At 71.8% G+C, this 16041-nt stretch carries 18 protein-coding genes; 8 read left to right on the forward strand and 10 right to left on the reverse strand.

Annotation, left to right across the window (positions count from 1 at the left end; translation table 11 throughout):
- The coding region (locus ACLL9L_RS09405) for a tyrosine-type recombinase/integrase (protein WP_411284388.1) at positions 1-366 on the forward strand (366 nt) is incomplete at its 5' end.
- A 57-nt stretch (positions 367-423) separates the two neighbouring features.
- Here ACLL9L_RS09405 and glnA read toward each other — a convergent pair.
- Positions 424-1848 (reverse strand): type I glutamate--ammonia ligase, encoded by a 1425-nt coding sequence (gene glnA, locus ACLL9L_RS09410; protein ID WP_411284389.1) that lies wholly within the window; start codon positions 1846-1848, stop codon positions 424-426.
- 161 nt (positions 1849-2009) lie between these two features.
- Here glnA and ACLL9L_RS09415 point away from each other — a divergent pair, with 161 nt between their 5' ends.
- A complete protein-coding gene (locus tag ACLL9L_RS09415; protein WP_411284390.1) occupies positions 2010-2483 on the forward strand; it encodes an RDD family protein in 474 nt (157 codons plus the stop codon).
- Positions 2480-3370 (forward strand): RimK family alpha-L-glutamate ligase, encoded by an 891-nt coding sequence (locus ACLL9L_RS09420; protein WP_411284391.1) that lies wholly within the window; start codon positions 2480-2482, stop codon positions 3368-3370. The genes ACLL9L_RS09415 and ACLL9L_RS09420 overlap by 4 nt, the downstream gene beginning before the upstream one ends.
- Here ACLL9L_RS09420 and ACLL9L_RS09425 read toward each other — a convergent pair.
- The 4 genes from ACLL9L_RS09425 to lipB are packed head-to-tail and all read right to left on the reverse strand — an operon-like array spanning position 3355 to position 6477.
- A complete protein-coding gene (locus tag ACLL9L_RS09425) occupies positions 3355-3993 on the reverse strand; it encodes a LysE family translocator (RefSeq protein ID WP_411284392.1) in 639 nt (212 codons plus the stop codon). The genes ACLL9L_RS09420 and ACLL9L_RS09425 overlap by 16 nt on opposite strands.
- A gap of 3 nt (positions 3994-3996) precedes the next feature.
- Complete coding sequence (locus ACLL9L_RS09430; RefSeq protein WP_411284393.1) at positions 3997-4728, reverse strand: DUF4191 domain-containing protein; 732 nt, start codon at positions 4726-4728, stop codon at positions 3997-3999.
- A 5-nt stretch (positions 4729-4733) separates the two neighbouring features.
- A complete protein-coding gene (gene lipA / locus ACLL9L_RS09435) occupies positions 4734-5759 on the reverse strand; it encodes a lipoyl synthase (RefSeq protein WP_411284394.1) in 1026 nt (341 codons plus the stop codon).
- A 55-nt stretch (positions 5760-5814) separates the two neighbouring features.
- Complete coding sequence (gene lipB / locus ACLL9L_RS09440; RefSeq protein ID WP_411284395.1) at positions 5815-6477, reverse strand: lipoyl(octanoyl) transferase LipB; 663 nt, start codon at positions 6475-6477, stop codon at positions 5815-5817.
- A gap of 118 nt (positions 6478-6595) precedes the next feature.
- Here lipB and ACLL9L_RS09445 point away from each other — a divergent pair, with 118 nt between their 5' ends.
- From ACLL9L_RS09445 to ACLL9L_RS09455, 3 genes are read left to right on the forward strand one after another with little or no spacing between them, the layout of a single operon-like run.
- The gene (locus tag ACLL9L_RS09445) at positions 6596-8839 is read left to right on the forward strand and encodes an MMPL family transporter (RefSeq protein WP_411284396.1); all 2244 of its coding nucleotides are present in this window, start codon (positions 6596-6598) and stop codon (positions 8837-8839) included.
- A 10-nt stretch (positions 8840-8849) separates the two neighbouring features.
- The gene (locus ACLL9L_RS09450; RefSeq protein ID WP_411284397.1) at positions 8850-9887 is read left to right on the forward strand and encodes a Gfo/Idh/MocA family oxidoreductase; all 1038 of its coding nucleotides are present in this window, start codon (positions 8850-8852) and stop codon (positions 9885-9887) included.
- Between the two features lie 7 nt (positions 9888-9894).
- Entirely contained in the window at positions 9895-10950 is a 1056-nt protein-coding gene (locus ACLL9L_RS09455) for an NAD-dependent epimerase/dehydratase family protein (protein ID WP_411284398.1), read from the forward strand.
- A 59-nt stretch (positions 10951-11009) separates the two neighbouring features.
- Here the strand turns inward: ACLL9L_RS09455 and ACLL9L_RS09460 are convergent, their stop codons facing one another.
- Entirely contained in the window at positions 11010-12170 is a 1161-nt protein-coding gene (locus ACLL9L_RS09460; RefSeq protein WP_411284399.1) for a sensor histidine kinase, read from the reverse strand.
- Between the two features lies 1 nt (position 12171).
- The gene (locus ACLL9L_RS09465; RefSeq protein ID WP_411284400.1) at positions 12172-12879 is read right to left on the reverse strand and encodes a response regulator transcription factor; all 708 of its coding nucleotides are present in this window, start codon (positions 12877-12879) and stop codon (positions 12172-12174) included.
- 123 nt (positions 12880-13002) lie between these two features.
- Between ACLL9L_RS09465 and ACLL9L_RS09470 the strand changes: the two genes are divergently transcribed.
- Both ACLL9L_RS09470 and ACLL9L_RS09475 read left to right on the forward strand, forming a co-directional pair.
- Positions 13003-13656: a glycosyltransferase family 2 protein gene (locus ACLL9L_RS09470; RefSeq protein WP_411284401.1), complete on the forward strand. Its 654-nt coding sequence runs from the start codon at positions 13003-13005 to the stop codon at positions 13654-13656.
- A complete protein-coding gene (locus ACLL9L_RS09475) occupies positions 13653-14918 on the forward strand; it encodes a DUF2064 domain-containing protein (RefSeq protein WP_411284402.1) in 1266 nt (421 codons plus the stop codon). The genes ACLL9L_RS09470 and ACLL9L_RS09475 overlap by 4 nt, the downstream gene beginning before the upstream one ends.
- On the opposite strand, the gene ACLL9L_RS09480 is transcribed toward ACLL9L_RS09475, so the two are convergent.
- From ACLL9L_RS09480 to ACLL9L_RS09490, 3 genes are read right to left on the reverse strand one after another with little or no spacing between them, the layout of a single operon-like run.
- Entirely contained in the window at positions 14827-15303 is a 477-nt protein-coding gene (locus ACLL9L_RS09480; RefSeq protein ID WP_411284403.1) for a hypothetical protein, read from the reverse strand. The two genes, ACLL9L_RS09475 and ACLL9L_RS09480, sit on opposite strands and share 92 nt — an antisense overlap.
- Positions 15300-15692, reverse strand: coding sequence for a molybdopterin-dependent oxidoreductase (locus tag ACLL9L_RS09485; RefSeq protein WP_411284432.1), 393 nt, complete (start codon positions 15690-15692; stop codon positions 15300-15302). The genes ACLL9L_RS09480 and ACLL9L_RS09485 overlap by 4 nt, the downstream gene beginning before the upstream one ends.
- Positions 15676-15945, reverse strand: coding sequence for a hypothetical protein (locus tag ACLL9L_RS09490; RefSeq protein ID WP_411284404.1), 270 nt, complete (start codon positions 15943-15945; stop codon positions 15676-15678). Before ACLL9L_RS09490 ends, ACLL9L_RS09485 begins: the two co-directional genes overlap by 17 nt.
- Between the last annotated feature and the right edge of the window lie 96 nt (positions 15946-16041).

Raw genomic sequence — 16041 nt, forward strand, 5'->3', positions numbered from 1 at the left:
CCCCTGCCACCGCGCCACCGCCGCAGACAGTTGCAGGGGTCGACGATCGTCACAGACGAGATCGGTCGACCGACGTCGCCCTGGGCGCTCGAGCGGGCCATCCGCACGGCCCGGGTCAAGGTCGAGGGTCTGCCGGCCGGCTTTCGGTTCCACGACCTGCGGCACTACTTCGCCTCGCTGCTGATCGCGAGCGGCGCGGACGTGAAGGTGGTCCAGCGCCGCCTCAGGCACGCGAGCGCCATGACAACGCTCAACACCTACGGCCATATGTGGCCTGATGCAGACGAGTCCGCACGCGCTGCCGTGGGAGTGGTGCTGGCAACACGCGCGGACTCGTTGACCAAAAGCCAACGACTTGCGGACTAGGTGCGGACTAAGCCGCCCCTCAGATCGCAAAAGCGCAGGTCAAACGGCATCTGACCGTCAGATGTCGTAGTACATCTCGAACTCGTGGGGGTGCGGGCGGAAGCGGATCGGGTCGACCTCGTTGAGGGTCTTCCACTCGATCCATGTCTCGATGAGGTCCGACGTGAACACGCCGCCCTCGAGCAGGTAGTCGTGGTCCTCGGCGAGCGCCTTGAGCACCTCGGGCAAGGAACCGGGGACCTGCCCGATGGCCTCGTGCTCCTCCGGCGGGAGCTCGTAGAGGTCCTTGTCCACCGGCTCCGGGGGCTCGATGCGGTTCTTGATGCCGTCGAGACCGGCCATCATCTGCGCCGCGAAGGCGAGGTAGGGGTTGCATGACGGGTCCGGCACTCGGAACTCGATGCGCTTGGCCTTGGGCGAGGTCCCGGTGATCGGGATGCGCACGCAGGCCGAGCGGTTGCGGGCGGAGTAGACGAGGTTGACCGGCGCCTCGTATCCCGGGACCAGGCGGTGGTAGGAGTTGACCGTCGGGTTGGTGAAGGCCAGCAGCGACGGGGCGTGCTTGAGCAGGCCGCCGATGTACCAGCGGGCCAGGTCCGACAGGCCGCCGTAGCCGCTCTCGTCGTAGAAGAGCGGCTTGCCGTCCTTCCAGAGCGACTGGTGGGTGTGCATGCCCGAGCCGTTGTCACCGAAGATCGGCTTGGGCATGAAGGTGGCCGTCTGGCCGCCCTGCCACACCGTGTTCTTGACGACGTACTTGAACTTCATGATGTCGTCGCCGGACTGCAGCAGGGTGTTGAACTGGTAGTTGATCTCCTGCTGACCGGCAGTGCCGACCTCGTGGTGGGAGCGCTCGACGGTGAGGCCGACGTCCTTGAGGTTGAGACAGATCTTGTCGCGGACGTCGGCGAAGTGGTCGACCGGCGGGACGGGGAAGTAACCACCCTTGTACCGCGTCTTGTAGCCGCGGTTGCCACCCTCCTCGACGCGACCGGTGTTCCAGGCCGCCTCGATGGAGTCGATGTAGTAGTAGCTGGCGTTCTGCTTGGTCTCGAAGCGGATGTCGTCGAAGACGTAGAACTCCGCCTCGGCGCCGAAGTAAGCGGTGTCGGCGATGCCTGTCGACGTCAGATAGGCCTCGGCCTTCGCCGCGACGTTGCGCGGGTCGCGGCTGTAGGGCTCGTCGGTGAAGGGGTCGACGATCGAGAAGTTCATGATGAGGGTCTTCTCGACGCGGAACGGGTCGAGGTAGGCCGACTTCGGGTCCGGGATGAGCTTCATGTCGGACTCGTGGATCGCCTGGAAGCCACGGATGGACGACCCGTCGAACATCTGGCCGTTCTGGAAGAAGTCCAGCTCGATGCTCTCGGCAGGAACGTTGAAGTGCTGCATGACGCCGGGCAGGTCGCAGAACCTGATGTCGACGAACTTGACGTCCTCGTCCTTGATGAACTTCAGGACCTCTTCGGCTTTGGTGAACATCCAACCTCCTGTGGTGTGGGCGGTCGTGGGCGGCTGCGTGCCGACGACCGCTCCTGCGCGTTCAGGTGAGAGACTAGGGGGGCGGCATTTCTCGCCCGTGACCCGTATGTTTCGCCGGTGTTACAGACCGGGCCCTCCGACACTGTCAAGGACCAGATCCCGTGGTAGACCGCAAGGACGTCGGTTCCTGGCTCCAGGGGCCCGAGGCGCAGCGCCGCGACGCGCACAGGAGCCACCCCGGACAACGACTCGGTATGCCGCGCAGCGGGCCAGGCTCGGTGGCCCGCTTCGGGCGTCGGCTGGCTGCCATCTTCATCGACTGGACGATGTGTCAGCTGCTGGCGTTCCTGCTCTTGCGCATCACCCTCGGTGAGGGCGGCCCGGGCAGTTTCGTGGTGCTCGGCATCTTCGCGGTGGAGAACCTGCTCCTGTTGGCCACGCTCGGCTCCACCTTCGGTCAGCGACTCCTCGGGATCGGGCTGGTCTCGTTGGGCGGGGGCCGCGCCACGCCGGTGCAGGTCCTCGTCCGCACGGGCCTGCTCGTGCTCGCGGTGCCGGCCCTGATCTGGGACCGCGACGGCCGGGGCCTGCACGACAAGGGCGCTGCCACCGTCCTCGTGCGACTCCGGGCGTGAGCCGGCCTTGCGTTGCCCTCGTCACCTCGAACGACCCGCGCTACGTCGACCCCGAGGTGAGCGTCGTCGCCGACGGCCTGCGCGCCGCGGGCATGGCCACCGACGTCGTCTCATGGGACGACGAGCTCGACTGGGCGGCATACGCGCTCGTCGTCGTGCGCTCGACCTGGGACTACTTCGACCGGGTCGTGGAGTTCTGCGACTGGGCGGCGGGCGTCGAGCGGGTCACCCGCCTGGTCAACCCGGCAGATGTCATCCGGTGGAACTCGCACAAGGGCTACCTGATCGAGCTCGCGGCCAAGGGGGTGGCGACGGTGCCGACCCGGCTCATCCCGGGAGGCTCCGTGGACGTCGACCTGCAGCTGAGCGAGTGCCCGTGGGAGGAGGTCGTCGTCAAGCCGGCGATCGACGGTGGCGCGAGGCAGACCCTGCGGGCCCGCCGCGACAGCGTCGAGGCGCGTCGCCACGCGGAATCGCTGGCGGCCAACGGGGACGTCGTCATCCAGCCCTTCGTCCCGGGGATCCACGCGGGTGAGCGGTCACTCATCTTCCTCGGCGGCCGGTTCTCGCACGCGGTCCGCAAGGTGCCGGCCGAGGGTGACTACCGGACCCAGTACTTCTACGGCGGCGCCGAGTTCGAGCACGAGCCGGACTCCCTCGAGCTGCGGATCGCCCTCTCGGCGATCGACAACGCGCCGGGCCGGCTGACCTACGCCCGCGTGGATCTGGTCGACTGGGAGGGGGCCCCCAGTCTCATCGAGCTCGAGGCGATCGAGCCTGACCTCTTCCTGCGGCGCTCACCGCAACGGCTCGACCGGTTCGTCGCGACGATCCGGGCCGAGCTGGGTGGCGACGTCGGCCAGGAACCGGCTCAGGCTGCTCGCTGACCCGTCGCCGCGGTCAGGCCGCCGAGACCGATGTAGGTCAGGCCGACGGCGATCCGGCCGCGCCGCACGCCCGTCACCCGCCGCGTCAGCCGCGTCCGGACGAGGCCCCCGAAGACGCCGTAGCTGACGTCGAGGACGGTCCCGATCGCGACCATGACCGCACCGAGGACGAGCACCTGGCTCGCCACCGCACCGGCCTCGGGGTGGATGAACTGAGGGAAGAACGCAAGGAAGAAGAGCGCGACCTTGGGGTTCGAGATGCCAACGAGAAACCCCTGGCGCCAGCTGCCCCAGATGCTCGGCGCCGCAGCCGGGACCGTCGGGACATCGAGGTCGCGCCGGTCGAGGATGGTGCGGACCCCGAGGACAACGAGGTATGCCGCGCCGGCATACCTCACGACGGCGAAGGCCAGCGCCGAGGCGGCGAGCACGGCGGTCAGTCCGAGAGCGGTGGCGATGACGTAGACCGTCGTCGCGGCCTCGATCCCGAGCGCCGAGAGGGCACCGACCCGTCGGCCACCGGCGACCCCCCGGGCGACGAGGAAGAGCATGGCGGGGCCGGGGAGCAGGATGAGCAGGAGCGAGCTCACCGCGAAGGCGACGAGGGTCGACGGGCTCGGCATCAGTCAGCGGCCGCGCATCGAGCGGCGGTCCATCCGTGCCTTCGTCGGGTCGACGCCCTTCGGGACGGGGGTGCGCATGCCGCCGAGGGCCTTGAGCCGCTTGTTGACCACGGAGACCTCGTCCTTGGTCAGGACCGGTTTGAGCCGCTGGACCCTGGTGGTCAGCTTGCGGATGCCGACCTCACCCTCGGCGTCGCCGTCGCCGACGCGCAGCAGGAGCACCGGGACCCCCGGCGCGACCCGCTCGACCCGCTTGCGCTCGGCGGCGAGGAGCTTCTGCGCGCGAGCGGGCGGGCCCTCGCCGATGAGGACGATGCCGGGCCGGCCGACGGCGCGGTAGACCATGGCGGCCGAGGCCATGTCGTTGGCGCGCGCGGCATCCGCGGCGACGGGCTGCTGGTCGAAGAACCACCCGCGGCGCAGTGACGACAAGGTGGCGCCGACGGCGCCGGGCTGTCCCTCGATCTGCCGGTAGGCGGCCCGTTCGGCACGCCGGCTGAGGACGATGGTCGCCGCCAGGGCCGCGAACGCGATGCCGATGATGATCGCGAAGACGAGGAAGTGGGTCAGGACCCCGATGACGACGGCGACGAGCAGGACGCCGAGAAAGGCCAGGGCCATCCACCAGCCGATCTGGGGGTCGACGGCCCTGGCCGCGGTGAACACCTGGCGGACCTGCGCCACCCGCCCGGGCTTCTTGGGGGTCGCGTCCTTGGGTGCGGGGTCCTTGGCCATACGGGTCAGGATACGGGGGTGGCGGCGCGGGCGACCAGCGTGGCCGCCTCCTGGCGGGCGGGGGAGTCGGCAGCGGCCGCAAGGTGGCTCAGGTGCTCGGGGATCGGCCGGCCCCACTTCGTCATCGCGGTCGCCCACAGGCGCCCGGCGCGGTAGGACGAGCGCACCAGCGGGCCGGCCATGACGCCCTTGAAACCGAGGTCTGAGGCGACGACGGACCAGTGGACGAACTCCTCCGGCTTGACCCAACGGTCGATCGGGTGGTGCAGCTTCGACGGGCGCAGGTACTGCGTGATCGTCAGGATGTCGCAGCCGGCGTCGTGCAGGTCGCCGATGGCCGCCTCGATCTCGTGGTCCTCCTCGCCCATCCCGAGGATGAGGTTAGACTTCGTCACCAGCTCCGCCTCGCGGGCCATGCTGAGCACCCGCAGCGACTTCTCGTAGGTGAACGCCGGTCTGATCCGCTTGAAGATCCGCGGCACCGTCTCGAGGTTGTGGGCGAAGACCTCGGGGCGGGCGTCGAAGACCCGACCCACGAGCTGCGGCACAGCTCCGAAGTCGGGCGGGAGGATCTCGACGCCGGTGGTGGGGTTGAGCAGGTGGATCTGGCGGATCGTCTCGGCGTAGAGGCCGGCGGCCCCGTCGGCCTGGTCGTCACGGGCGACACCCGTGACGGTCGAGTAGCGCAGACCCATCTGGCGCACCGACTCGGCGACCCGCCGCGGTTCGTCGAGGTCGAGGGCCTGGGGTCGCCCGGTCGCGATGTCGCAGAAGTCGCATCGCCGCGTGCAGGTGTCACCCCCGATGAGGAAGGTGGCCTCCTTGTCCTCCCAGCACTCGAAGATGTTGGGGCAGGCCGCCTCCTGGCAGACGGTGTGCAGCCCCTCGCTCTTGACCAGGGAGTGCAGCGCTGTGTATTCCGGGCCCATCCTCGCCGTCGTCCGGATCCACTCCGGCTTGCGCTCGATGGGGGTCTCCGCGTTGCGCGCCTCGACGCGCAGCATGCGACGCCCTTCGGGTGCCACGGTCACAGGGTGCTCCTCGCGTCGGTGTTCTGTAATGCTTCCAGCGTTCGTCCCGGCCCGTTCATTCCGCGGCCACGGGTCGAGGCACGGCCACCGCATCGAGGAGGTCGCCAAGGTGCTTCTCGACGTGCGGGAGGACCTCCTGCACGGAGACGTCGCGGCCGAGCTCACGGGACAGCGACGTGACGCCGGCGTCGGGGATGCCGCACGGGACGATGACGTCGGCCCAGCCGAGGTCGGGGTCGCAGTTGAGCGCGAAGCCATGCATCGTCACCTGCCGACTGACCCGGATGCCGATGGCGCCCACCTTGCGGTTGGGGCCGCGGGCGTCGGCGAGCACCCAGGTGCCGCTCTGCCCCTGGACCCGCCCGGTCTCGACGCCGAGGTCCGCGCAGACCCGGATCATCATCTCCTCCAGGCGCCGGACGTGGGCCACGACGTCGATCGGCGCAGCGAGGCGCACGATGGGGTAGCCGACGAGCTGGCCCGGTCCGTGCCAGGTGATCTTGCCGCCGCGGTCAACGTCGATGACCGGCGTGCCGTCCCAAGGGCGTTCGTGGGGCTGGGTGCGCCGGCCGGCCGTGAACACCGCGCGGTGTTCCAGGAGCAGGACGGTGTCCGGCTCCTCTCCCGTGACGACCTTGGCGTGCAGCTGGCGCTGCAGGTCCCACGCCCGCTGGTAGTCGACGAGGTCGGGATCGAACCCTAGATGGACAAAGCGCATGCCAACGAGCGTACGCGCGCCGATGCGGTGTGCCGGGCGCGGCCCGGTGTGCCGGGCGCGGTCCGGTATGCCGGCGGGCACCCGTGAGGCCGCAGTTGCGACCCGTCATGATCAGTCCATGACGCCGGTCGACCAGCACTCGGAGGGACCGCCGCGTGCGGGACGTCACCGCGCCACCCGGGCGCCCCACCGACAGCGCACTGTGCGCCTCGCGGCGCTGGGTGTCGTGTTGGCCTGGCTGGCGGTCGCGGGCGTCGGCGGGCCGCTCATCGGCCGACTCTCCGAGGTGCAGCAGAACAACAACGCCGGCTTCCTCCCGAAGTCCGCCGAGTCGACCGCGGTGAACACCTTCACCGAGAAGGCCACCGCCACCCGGGCGCTGCCCTATCTCGTCGTCATCGAGCGGCCGTCCGGCCTGCAGCCCGCGGACGCCGCGGCCGTGCAGTCCTGGGTCGCCGGCATACCGCGCCTGCCGTTGCCGGCCGACCCGACGCGCACACTCGGGGAGTTCCTCGTCAGCCCACCGCTCGGCGGGCTGCCCAGCGAGGACAAGCAGGCGGTGCTGGTGCCCGTGCAGCTCGTGGGCAGCAGGGCCTCGGAGACCATCGCCGGCACGTCCGTGCTCTTCGAGGTCGCGCAGGCCCTGCGGGCGTCGGGGGAGGCGTCCCTCGGGTCAACCGGCCTCAGCGTCCACGTCACCGGCCCCGGCGGGTTCTTCGCGGACTTCGTCACGGCCTTCGGCGGCATCGACGGGATCCTGCTGCTCGTCGCCCTCGGTGTGGTGTTCGTCATCCTCCTGGTCGTCTACCGCAGCCCCTTCCTGCCCTTCGCCGTGCTCGTCACATCGGTGTTCGGGCTGTCGACGGCGGCGCTCTTCGTCTTCCCGCTGGCCAAGAACGGCGCCATCGCCCTCAGCGGGCAGAGCCAGGGGATCCTGTTGATCCTCGTCGTGGGGGCGGCGACGGACTACGCGCTGCTGCTCGTGGCCCGCTACCGCGAGGAGCTGCACGACCGCCAGACACCGTGGCAGGCCATGAAGGTCGCCTGGCGGGCGGCCGTCGAGCCGATCGCCGCCAGTGCCGCCACCGTCATCATCGGGCTGCTCTGCCTGCGCCTGTCCGAGCTGGGGAGCACCCGGGGGCTCGGGCCGGTCGGCGCCTTCGGCATCCTCGGCGCCTTCGTCGCCGCGCTGACGTTCCTGCCCGGGGTGCTGCTGCTGGCCGGACGCCGGATCTTCTGGCCACGCATCCCGCGGGTCGACCACGTCCACGCGGAGGATGCCCTCGGTCGCTCGGGGGTCTGGGGCCGGGTCGCAGGGCTCGTCGGCACCCACCCGCGCCGGACCTGGGTCCTGACGTTCGCGGCGCTCGCGGTCTGCGCGGCCTTCGTGCCCACCTACGCCGCGAAGGGGGTCACCCAGTCGGACCTCTTCCTCACGCGCGTCGACTCGGTCACCGGTCAGGAGGTCCTGGCCAGGCACTTCCCAGCCGGGTCGGGGTCGCCGGTGCAGATCGTCACCCCGGTGGCCGAGGTGGACCGGGTCGTCGCCCTGGTGGGCACCGTCGCCGGAGTGCGTGACCCGTTCGTGGGAGAGGCCCCCGGGCAGCCGCCGAAGGTCGTCGACGGGTCGGTGCGGGTGCAGGCCACCCTCGTCGCCCCGGCCGACAGCGTCGAGGCCGAAGGGACCGTCGAGACGCTGCGCACGACGCTGGACCAGGTGGGCACGGACGTGCTCGTCGGCGGCAGCACGGCCGTCAACCTCGACGTCCGGGAGGCGAGCCAGCGCGACCTCAGGGTCATCATCCCGACGATCCTCGCCGTGATCTTCGTCGTGCTCGCGCTGCTGCTGCGCTCGCTCGTCGCCCCGGTCCTGCTGGTCGCGGCCAACGTGCTGTCCTTCGCGGCGACCATCGGGGTCGCGTCCCTGGTGTTCAACCACGTCTTCGACTTCCCGGGCTCCGACCCGGCGACGCCGCTCTACGGCTTCGTCTTCCTCGTTGCGCTCGGCATCGACTACTCGATCTTCCTGATGACCCGGGTGCGGGAGGAGACCCGGGCGCGGGGCACCAGACCGGGCATCCTCGTCGGGCTGGCCGTCACCGGAGGCGTGATCACCAGCGCCGGCATCGTGCTCGCGTCGACGTTCTCCGCGCTCGCGGTGCTGCCGATCCTCTTCCTCGTCCAGATCGCCTTCATCGTCGCCTTCGGTGTCCTGCTCGACACCATCGTCGTCCGGAGCCTGCTCGTGCCGGCCCTGGCCCACGACCTGGGCGACCTGGTGTGGTGGCCGTCGAGGCTGTGGCGCCACCCCACGACGTCGGAGCCTGAGGCCACCACGTCCTCGAGGCCCGGGGGAGGCTAGGTTGGGCGCCATGACTCGCGTCGGACTCGTCGGCTACGGGTCGTCGGGCCGGACCTTTCACGCGCCGCTCGTCGCGGCCGCCGGACTCGAGCTCGTCGCGGTGGCGACCGGCAACCCGGAGCGGGTCGCGCAGGTGGGCGCGGACAGCCCGTCCGCGCTGGTCGTCCCGGACCTGGCCGGGTTGCTCGAGGTCGCCGACCTCGACCTCGTCGTCCTCGCGTCGCCGACCGGGGTGCACGCCGCGCAGGTCGCGCAGGTGGTGGCGAGCGGCCCGGCCGTCGTGGTCGACAAGCCGTTGGCCGTCGACGCCTCGGCGGCACTGGAGGCGGTGGACGTCGCGGCCCACGAGGGCGTCCCCCTCACGGTGTTCCAGAACCGGCGCTACGACCCCGAGTTCCGCACCATGCAACGGGTCCTCGCCTCGGGCGAGCTCGGGCAGGTGCTGCGGGCCGAGCTGCGGTGGGAGCGGTGGCGACCCGTGCCCAAGGACCGGTGGCGCGAGAACGCTGCCCCGGGCGAGGGTGGCGGCATCCTGCTCGACCTCTTCAGCCACCTCGTGGACCAGGCCGTCCTGATGTTCGGCCCGGTCGGGACCGTCTACGCCGAGCTGGCGGCCCACACCACCACGGCCGAGGACACCGCCTTCCTCAGCTGCCGGCACGGGTCGGGCGTGGTCTCGCACCTCGGCGCCACGTCGGTCTCTGCCGCCCCCGGGCCGCGGGTGCGCCTCCTCGGTGACCGGGCGGCATACCTCATCGGGGCACAGCGTGACGAGGAGACCGCCTTCACCGAGTGGCAGCCCGCAGACGCCGACCACATCGGGTGGCTCGTCAGGGGGAGCGAGCGCGAGCCGGTGCGGGGGGAGCCGGGGGACCAGGCCGACTTCTACCGGGAGGTGGCTGAGGCGCTGCGGCAGGACGACCCGCAGGCGGCGATGCCCGTCGACCCCCACGACGCCGTCCACGTCCTCGCGGTCCTCGACGCGGCCCGGGTCAGCGCCACGGGGGGTCGCGTCGTGGAGGTCATCACCCCCGGGGACGCCCCGTGAGCACCCCGTGAGCGCCGCTGCCCGGATCGTCGTGACCGGCGGCGCCGGGTTCATCGGCGCCAGTGTCGTCCGACAGCTCGTCGACGGTGGCCACGACGTCAGCGTCCTCGACTCGTTGCGGCCGGACGTCCACCGGGACGGGGGAGCGGCTGCCCGTGAGCGGCTGGGCGCGCTTGCGGTGACGCTCACGCGGGCCGATGTGCGGGACCTCGACGCCGTGCTCGCCGCGGTCCGCGACGCCGACGCCGTCGTCCACCTCGCCGCCAAGGTCGGGCTCGGCGTGGACCTCGCCGACATGGACGACTACGTGTCGAGCAACGACCTCGGGACCGCCGTCGTGCTGCGGGCGGCCGGGGCCGCGGGCGTCGCGCGGTTCGTCCAGGCCAGCTCGATGGTGGTCTACGGCGAGGGGCGCTACACCTGCGCCGACCACGGGGTGGTGCCGCCGGCTCCTCGAAGGCTGGATTCGTTGCAGGACAGGCAGTTCGAGCCGCCGTGCCCCGAATGCGGTCGCGCGCTGGAGGCTGGTCTCGTCGACGAGTCCGCACCGCTCGACCCTCGCAACACGTATGCCGTGACCAAGGTCGCGCAGGAGCACCTCGCCGCCGTCTGGGCGCGCGAGACCGGTGGGGCGGCCGTCTCGCTGCGGCTGCACAACGTCTACGGCGCCGGGATGCCGAGGGACACTCCCTACGCCGGGGTCGCCGCGATCTTCTCCTCGTCGCTGGACCGGGGCGAGGCGCCCACGGTGTTCGAGGACGGTTGCCAGCGGCGCGACTTCGTGCACGTCGACGACATCGGGGCGGCCTTCAGGGCGTCGGTCGAGGCCGCCACCGTCGGGCACATCGCCCTCAACGTCGGGTCGGGGGTGGTCAGCACCGTCGGGGACATGGCCCGGGCGCTGGCCGGGGCCCGGGGTGGTCCCGAGCCGGTGGTGACCGGGGGGTTCCGGCTCGGCGACGTGCGGCACATCACCGCATCAAGCGCCCGGATCGCGTCGGAGCTGGGGTGGCGGGCGCGGGTGCCGCTGGCCGAGGGCGTACGCGGACTGACCTTCACCTGAGCCGCTGACCTTCACCTGAGCTGTTCCCCTTGACCCTGAGTCATGGTGGGCAGTTGGCGTCAGGCCTGCTGGGGCAGGACGACGTCGAACCGGCAGCCCCCGGGGACGTTGGCGACACCGATCGAGCCCGAGTGGGCCTCGACGACGCCTTTCGCGATGGCGAGTCCGAGGCCGGCGCCCGCGTCCTCGGTGCCGCGTTCGGGGGCGGCGCGCCAGCCGACGTCGAAGAGCCGCCCGAGGTCGGTCTCGGGGATGCCGCCACAGCCGTCCGTGACGGCGATGTGGATGCGGCCGTCGGGGGCACGTCGCGCCGACAAGGCCACCGTGCCGCCCGCGTCCGTGTGCCGGATCGCGTTGCCGACAAGGTTGGTCACGGCCCGGGCCAGCTCCTCGCTGTGGCCCCGCACCGCGAGCCGGTCCCCGTCGTCCGCGGCATCGAGCACGAGGGTGACCCCGCGCTGGCGCGCGTGGACGACGAGCTCGCCGACGACGTCGTGCGAGAGCTCGACAAGGCTGACCATGGCCCGCGGCTCGGGGTCGGTCGCCGGTGCTGCATGCAGGCGGGAGAGCTCGAAGAGGTCGCCGACGAGGCCGTTCATCCGGTCGACGGTCTGGCGCATCTGGCGCAGCGCTCCGGGCTCGTCGTCGATGACGCCGTCCTCGAGCCCCTCGGCGAGCGCCCGCAACCCGGCGAGCGGCGTGCGCAGGTCGTGGGACATGAAGGCGACCAGCTCGCGCCGGCTGTCCTCGAGGGCTCTCGCCCGCCGCTGGGCGGTCCCGAGGCGGTGGCGGGTGACGTCGAGCTCCTCGGCCAGGGCGGTGATCTCCGCCGGCGCCGACGAGCGGCCCGGAGCCGACGAGCGGCCAGGCGCCGGGAGGGCGCCGGGGGATGTGGACCCATGGGGGCCGGCCAGCTCCCGCAGGGCGGAGGTCAACTCGCGCGACCCCGTGCTGACCCGTCGCCCGAGGACGAAGGACAACAGCACCCCGATCACCGTGGCGCAGGCCAACGCCACGGAGACCGCCGTCGAGTCGTGGCTGGAGATGAACATCAGCTGGACGTTGAGCGCGACGGAGGCCGTCACCGCCACCAGCGGCACGAGCGCTGCGACGACGATCGACCACAGAAGTGACCGGGCCCGGACAGCCTGCAGGACCAAGGCGCCCAGCGCGGCGACCACGACACAGGTCAGGGCCGTGATGGCGATGATCTGGACCATGTCACCCATCCGACGACACGGCCCCGTCGAAGCGGTAGCCGGCCCCCCTGACCGTGACGACCAGTCGAGGGTCCGACGGGTCGGTCTCGACCTTCTCGCGCAGGCGACGGACATGCACGGTCACGGTCGAGGTGTCCCCGAAGTCCCAGCCCCACACCCGTCGCATCAGCTGCTCCTTGGTCATGGCCTCGCCGGGGTGGCCCATCAGGTAGGCGAGGAGATCGAACTCACGGTGGGTCAGCGAGACGTCCTGCCCGTCGAGGCGGGCAACCCGGCCCGCCAGGTCCAGCGCAAGAGTGCCAGATGCCAGCCGGCGGGGGAGCAGGGGCTGGGCCCCCAGTCGTTCGCCGCGGCGCAACAGGGCCTGGACCCGCCCCACCACCTCCCGGGGGCTGAACGGCTTGACCATGTAGTCGTCCGCCCCGAGGTCGAGGCCGAGGAGGCGGTCCTCCTCGTCACCGCGGGCACTGAGGATGATCACCGCGGCCCGGTCGTCGTCCGCGCGGCGCCGCTGGAGGACGTCGAGCCCGGACATGCCCGGAAGCATGAGGTCGAGGACGACGACGTCGGGTCGACGCTGCGTCCACTCCTGCAGCGCGCTCGGGCCGTCACTCGCGGTGACCGGGTCGAACCCGGCCCTGCGCAGGTAGGCCGACAGGACACTCGACACGGTGGTGTCGTCCTCGACGACGAGCACGGTGGCCACCATGGTGGCGAGCCTAAGGGCAGGACGGGCTGACGACGCCTCCCCGGCCACCGGATCGGGCGACCGTAAGGGTTTCGTCATCCGGGCCGCGGCGGGGACCCGGACCCGGTCTCCTAGGGTCTGAGGATGCCCTCAGCCGTGGACGTCGTGCTGCCCTGCCTCGACGAGGTGCTGGCGCTGCCGTGGGTGCTCGGCCGGATGCCGTCCTGGGCTCGCCCCATCGTCGTCGACAACGGCTCGATCGACGGCTCCGCGCAGGTGGCGCTCGACCTCGGCGCCACGGTCGTCACCGCCGACCAACGCGGCTACGGCGCGGCGTGCCACACCGGCGTCGAGGCGGCCACGGCTCCCCTCGTCGCGGTCATGGACGCCGACGCCAGCCTCGACCCTGCCGATCTGGCGCTCCTGCTCGCAGCTCACGAGGCCGGCGGGGACCTCGTCGTCGGACGGCGTATGCCGGTCGGCCGGGGCGCGTGGCCCTGGCACCTGCGTCTCGCCAACCGCGAAGTGGCCCGCCGGCTCAACCGGCGGACCGGGCTGCGGCTGCGGGACGTCGGGCCGATGCGCCTCTGTCACCGGGCGGACCTGCTCGACCTCGCGGTGGCCGACCGCCGGTCGGGTTACCCGCTCGAGACGGTGGTCCGGGCTGCCGAGGCCGGGTGGACGGTGGTCCAGGTGGACGTGCCCTACCGCCCCCGCGCCGGACGGTCCAAGGTGACGGGGACCCCTCTGGGCGTGGTCCGCGCGGTGCACGACATGACCAGGGTCCTGGCCGGATGACCCCCGACACCGTCGTCGTCCTCGCGAAGTCACCGGTCCCGGGCCGGGTCAAGACCCGGCTGACGCCCACCTTCACTCCCCACGAGGCTGCGGCGTTGGCCACGGCCGCGATCCGCGACACCTTGGACGCGGTCAGTCAGGCGCGACCCCGGCGCACGGTCATCGCGTGGGACGGGCCCCGGACCCGGTGGCTGCCGGAGCACGCTGTCGTGCACGCCCAGCGGGGGGCCACCCTGGACGAGCGGCTCGAGCACGTCTTCGCCGACCTGCTGGGCGCGGACGACGACCGACCCACTCTGCTGGTCGGCATGGACACCCCACAGCTGCGGGGCAGCGACCTCGACGTGGACTGGTCCGGCGTGGATGCCGTGCTGGGGCTCTCGGAGGACGGGGGCTACTGGGCGATCGGGTTCCGCCGCTACCACCGCGGTGCCATCGAGGGCGTTCCGATGTCGACGGAGCGCACGGGGGCCGAGCAGCTGGCCCGACTGCGCTCGCTGGGCCTCACCGTCCGCCTCCTGGCGCCGATGAGGGACGTCGACGAGCCCGGCGACGCCTTCGAGGTGGCTCGGCTCGCTCCACAGAGCCGGTTCGGGCGCCTGCACCGCAGGCTCGTGTCCACCCCCTGCCCGCCCACCACCCTCTTCGAAGCGGCGATCGCGGGCGGGGACGTCCACGTCCACGCCGGCGGCTCGACCCGGGTCTCCTGTCGCCCGCTCGACGTCCGTGCCTGGCTGGCCATGAGCGCGGCCGACGAGCTGCTCGTCTCGCGGTGTGAGGGGCCGGTGCTCGACATCGGGTGCGGCCCGGGTCGGTTCGTCGAGGCCCTCGCCGAGCGGGGGACGCCTGCCCTCGGGGTGGACGTCTCTGCCGGAGCCGTGGCACAGACGTCCCGGCGCGGAGCATGCGCACTGCTGCGCAATGTCATGGATCGCCTTCCCGGCGAAGGGCGTTGGGCGACAGTCCTGCTCGCTGACGGCAACATCGGCATCGGGGGTGACCCGCTCACCCTGCTGAGTCGGTGTCGCGAGCTGGTCCGCCCGGGGGCCGTCGCCCTTGTCGAGACCAGCCCGGATGACACCGTCGACCTCCGGACCACGGTGACCCTCCACGAGCCGCACGGGCGGCACTCGAGACCCATCCCGTGGGCCGTCATCGGCACGGTCCCCCTCATCCGGCTCGCTGGCCGCGCCGGCTTCGTCGCCATCGAGGACTGGCGCGTCGACGGCAGGGCGTTCGTGGCACTGCGCCACGCCGGCTGACCCGTTGCCCGTCGCGAATCGTCGAGGCCCGCCCGTGCGCGGGGTCAGAAGCGCAGCCGCCGGTGGCGAGCAGGGTGACGAGGATCAGCACGACGGTGGTGACGGCCAACAGCGACGTGCGCATCACCCGGCGACGCCGCGCCGGGGCGTTCCGGGCCAGGAACCACCCGAGGGCGATCGCCACGGGGGCGATGACGACGTCGTGGGCGGCGACCCCGCCCGCGGTCCAGAGGGCCACCCGGACCCACTGGCCGGGTGGGACGGCGGCGACGAAGGCGTAGGCGCCGACGAGAGCGAGCAGGACGCCCGTGGCGACGAGGGACGCGCGCAGCACCGGTGAGGTGGGTGTCGCCGAGGTGGTGGGCGTTGTCGCAGTGGTGCTCACGCGATCACCTCGAGGCGCTCGACCCACGTGGTCTGCAGGACCCCTGCCCGGTTGGGGGCGATGAGGCGGGCGGGGAAGCCGTGGTCGAGCGAGAGCAGCGCCCCGTTCAGCGCCAGGGCCAGCAGCGTGCCGGGATGGGCGGCATACGCCGCCGGGAGGACCGTCTGGCGGTAGCCGCCGGAACGTTCCGCGGAGTCGACCCGCAGGTCCGATCCGGAGCCGCCCACGAGGGCGAGCAGGTCCCGCACCCGCACCCCTGACCACGTCGCGCCAGCGCTCCAGCCCTCGACGCAGGAGATCGGGAGGTCAGCCGTGACCTGGGGACGGCGCGCAGCTCGGCGAGGCCGAGCGACCGGCTGCCGCCGGGGCCGCTCAGGGCCACGCGCCAGCGACCTCGTCGGTGGACGGCCCGATGCCCGCCTGCAGCGCGGTCCGGTTGACGGGCCCCCCGGGGCTCGTGCTCGGTCGTCGGGTGCGCAACAGGGACAACGACTCCAGCGGGCGGATCGTCGATCCGACGGTGAGTGCCAGGGCGCCGGCCGAGACGCCCAGAGCGCCCCGGATGAACCATCGGCGGTCTCCGCCGACCTGGCGGCTGCTCGCGGCGTCGTCGCCGGACGCGACGTCCTCCGGCGCCTCCAAGGGCGCTCAGTGCCGTCCGGATCACGGGCAGCTTGACCGCGATGTGGATGACGAGGGCATCAATGGCCACCCAGGCAAACGCGAAGTGGACCTGGG

It is taken from the genome of Lapillicoccus sp., assembly GCF_046595215.1.
GTDB lineage: Bacteria > Actinomycetota > Actinomycetes > Actinomycetales > Dermatophilaceae > Lapillicoccus.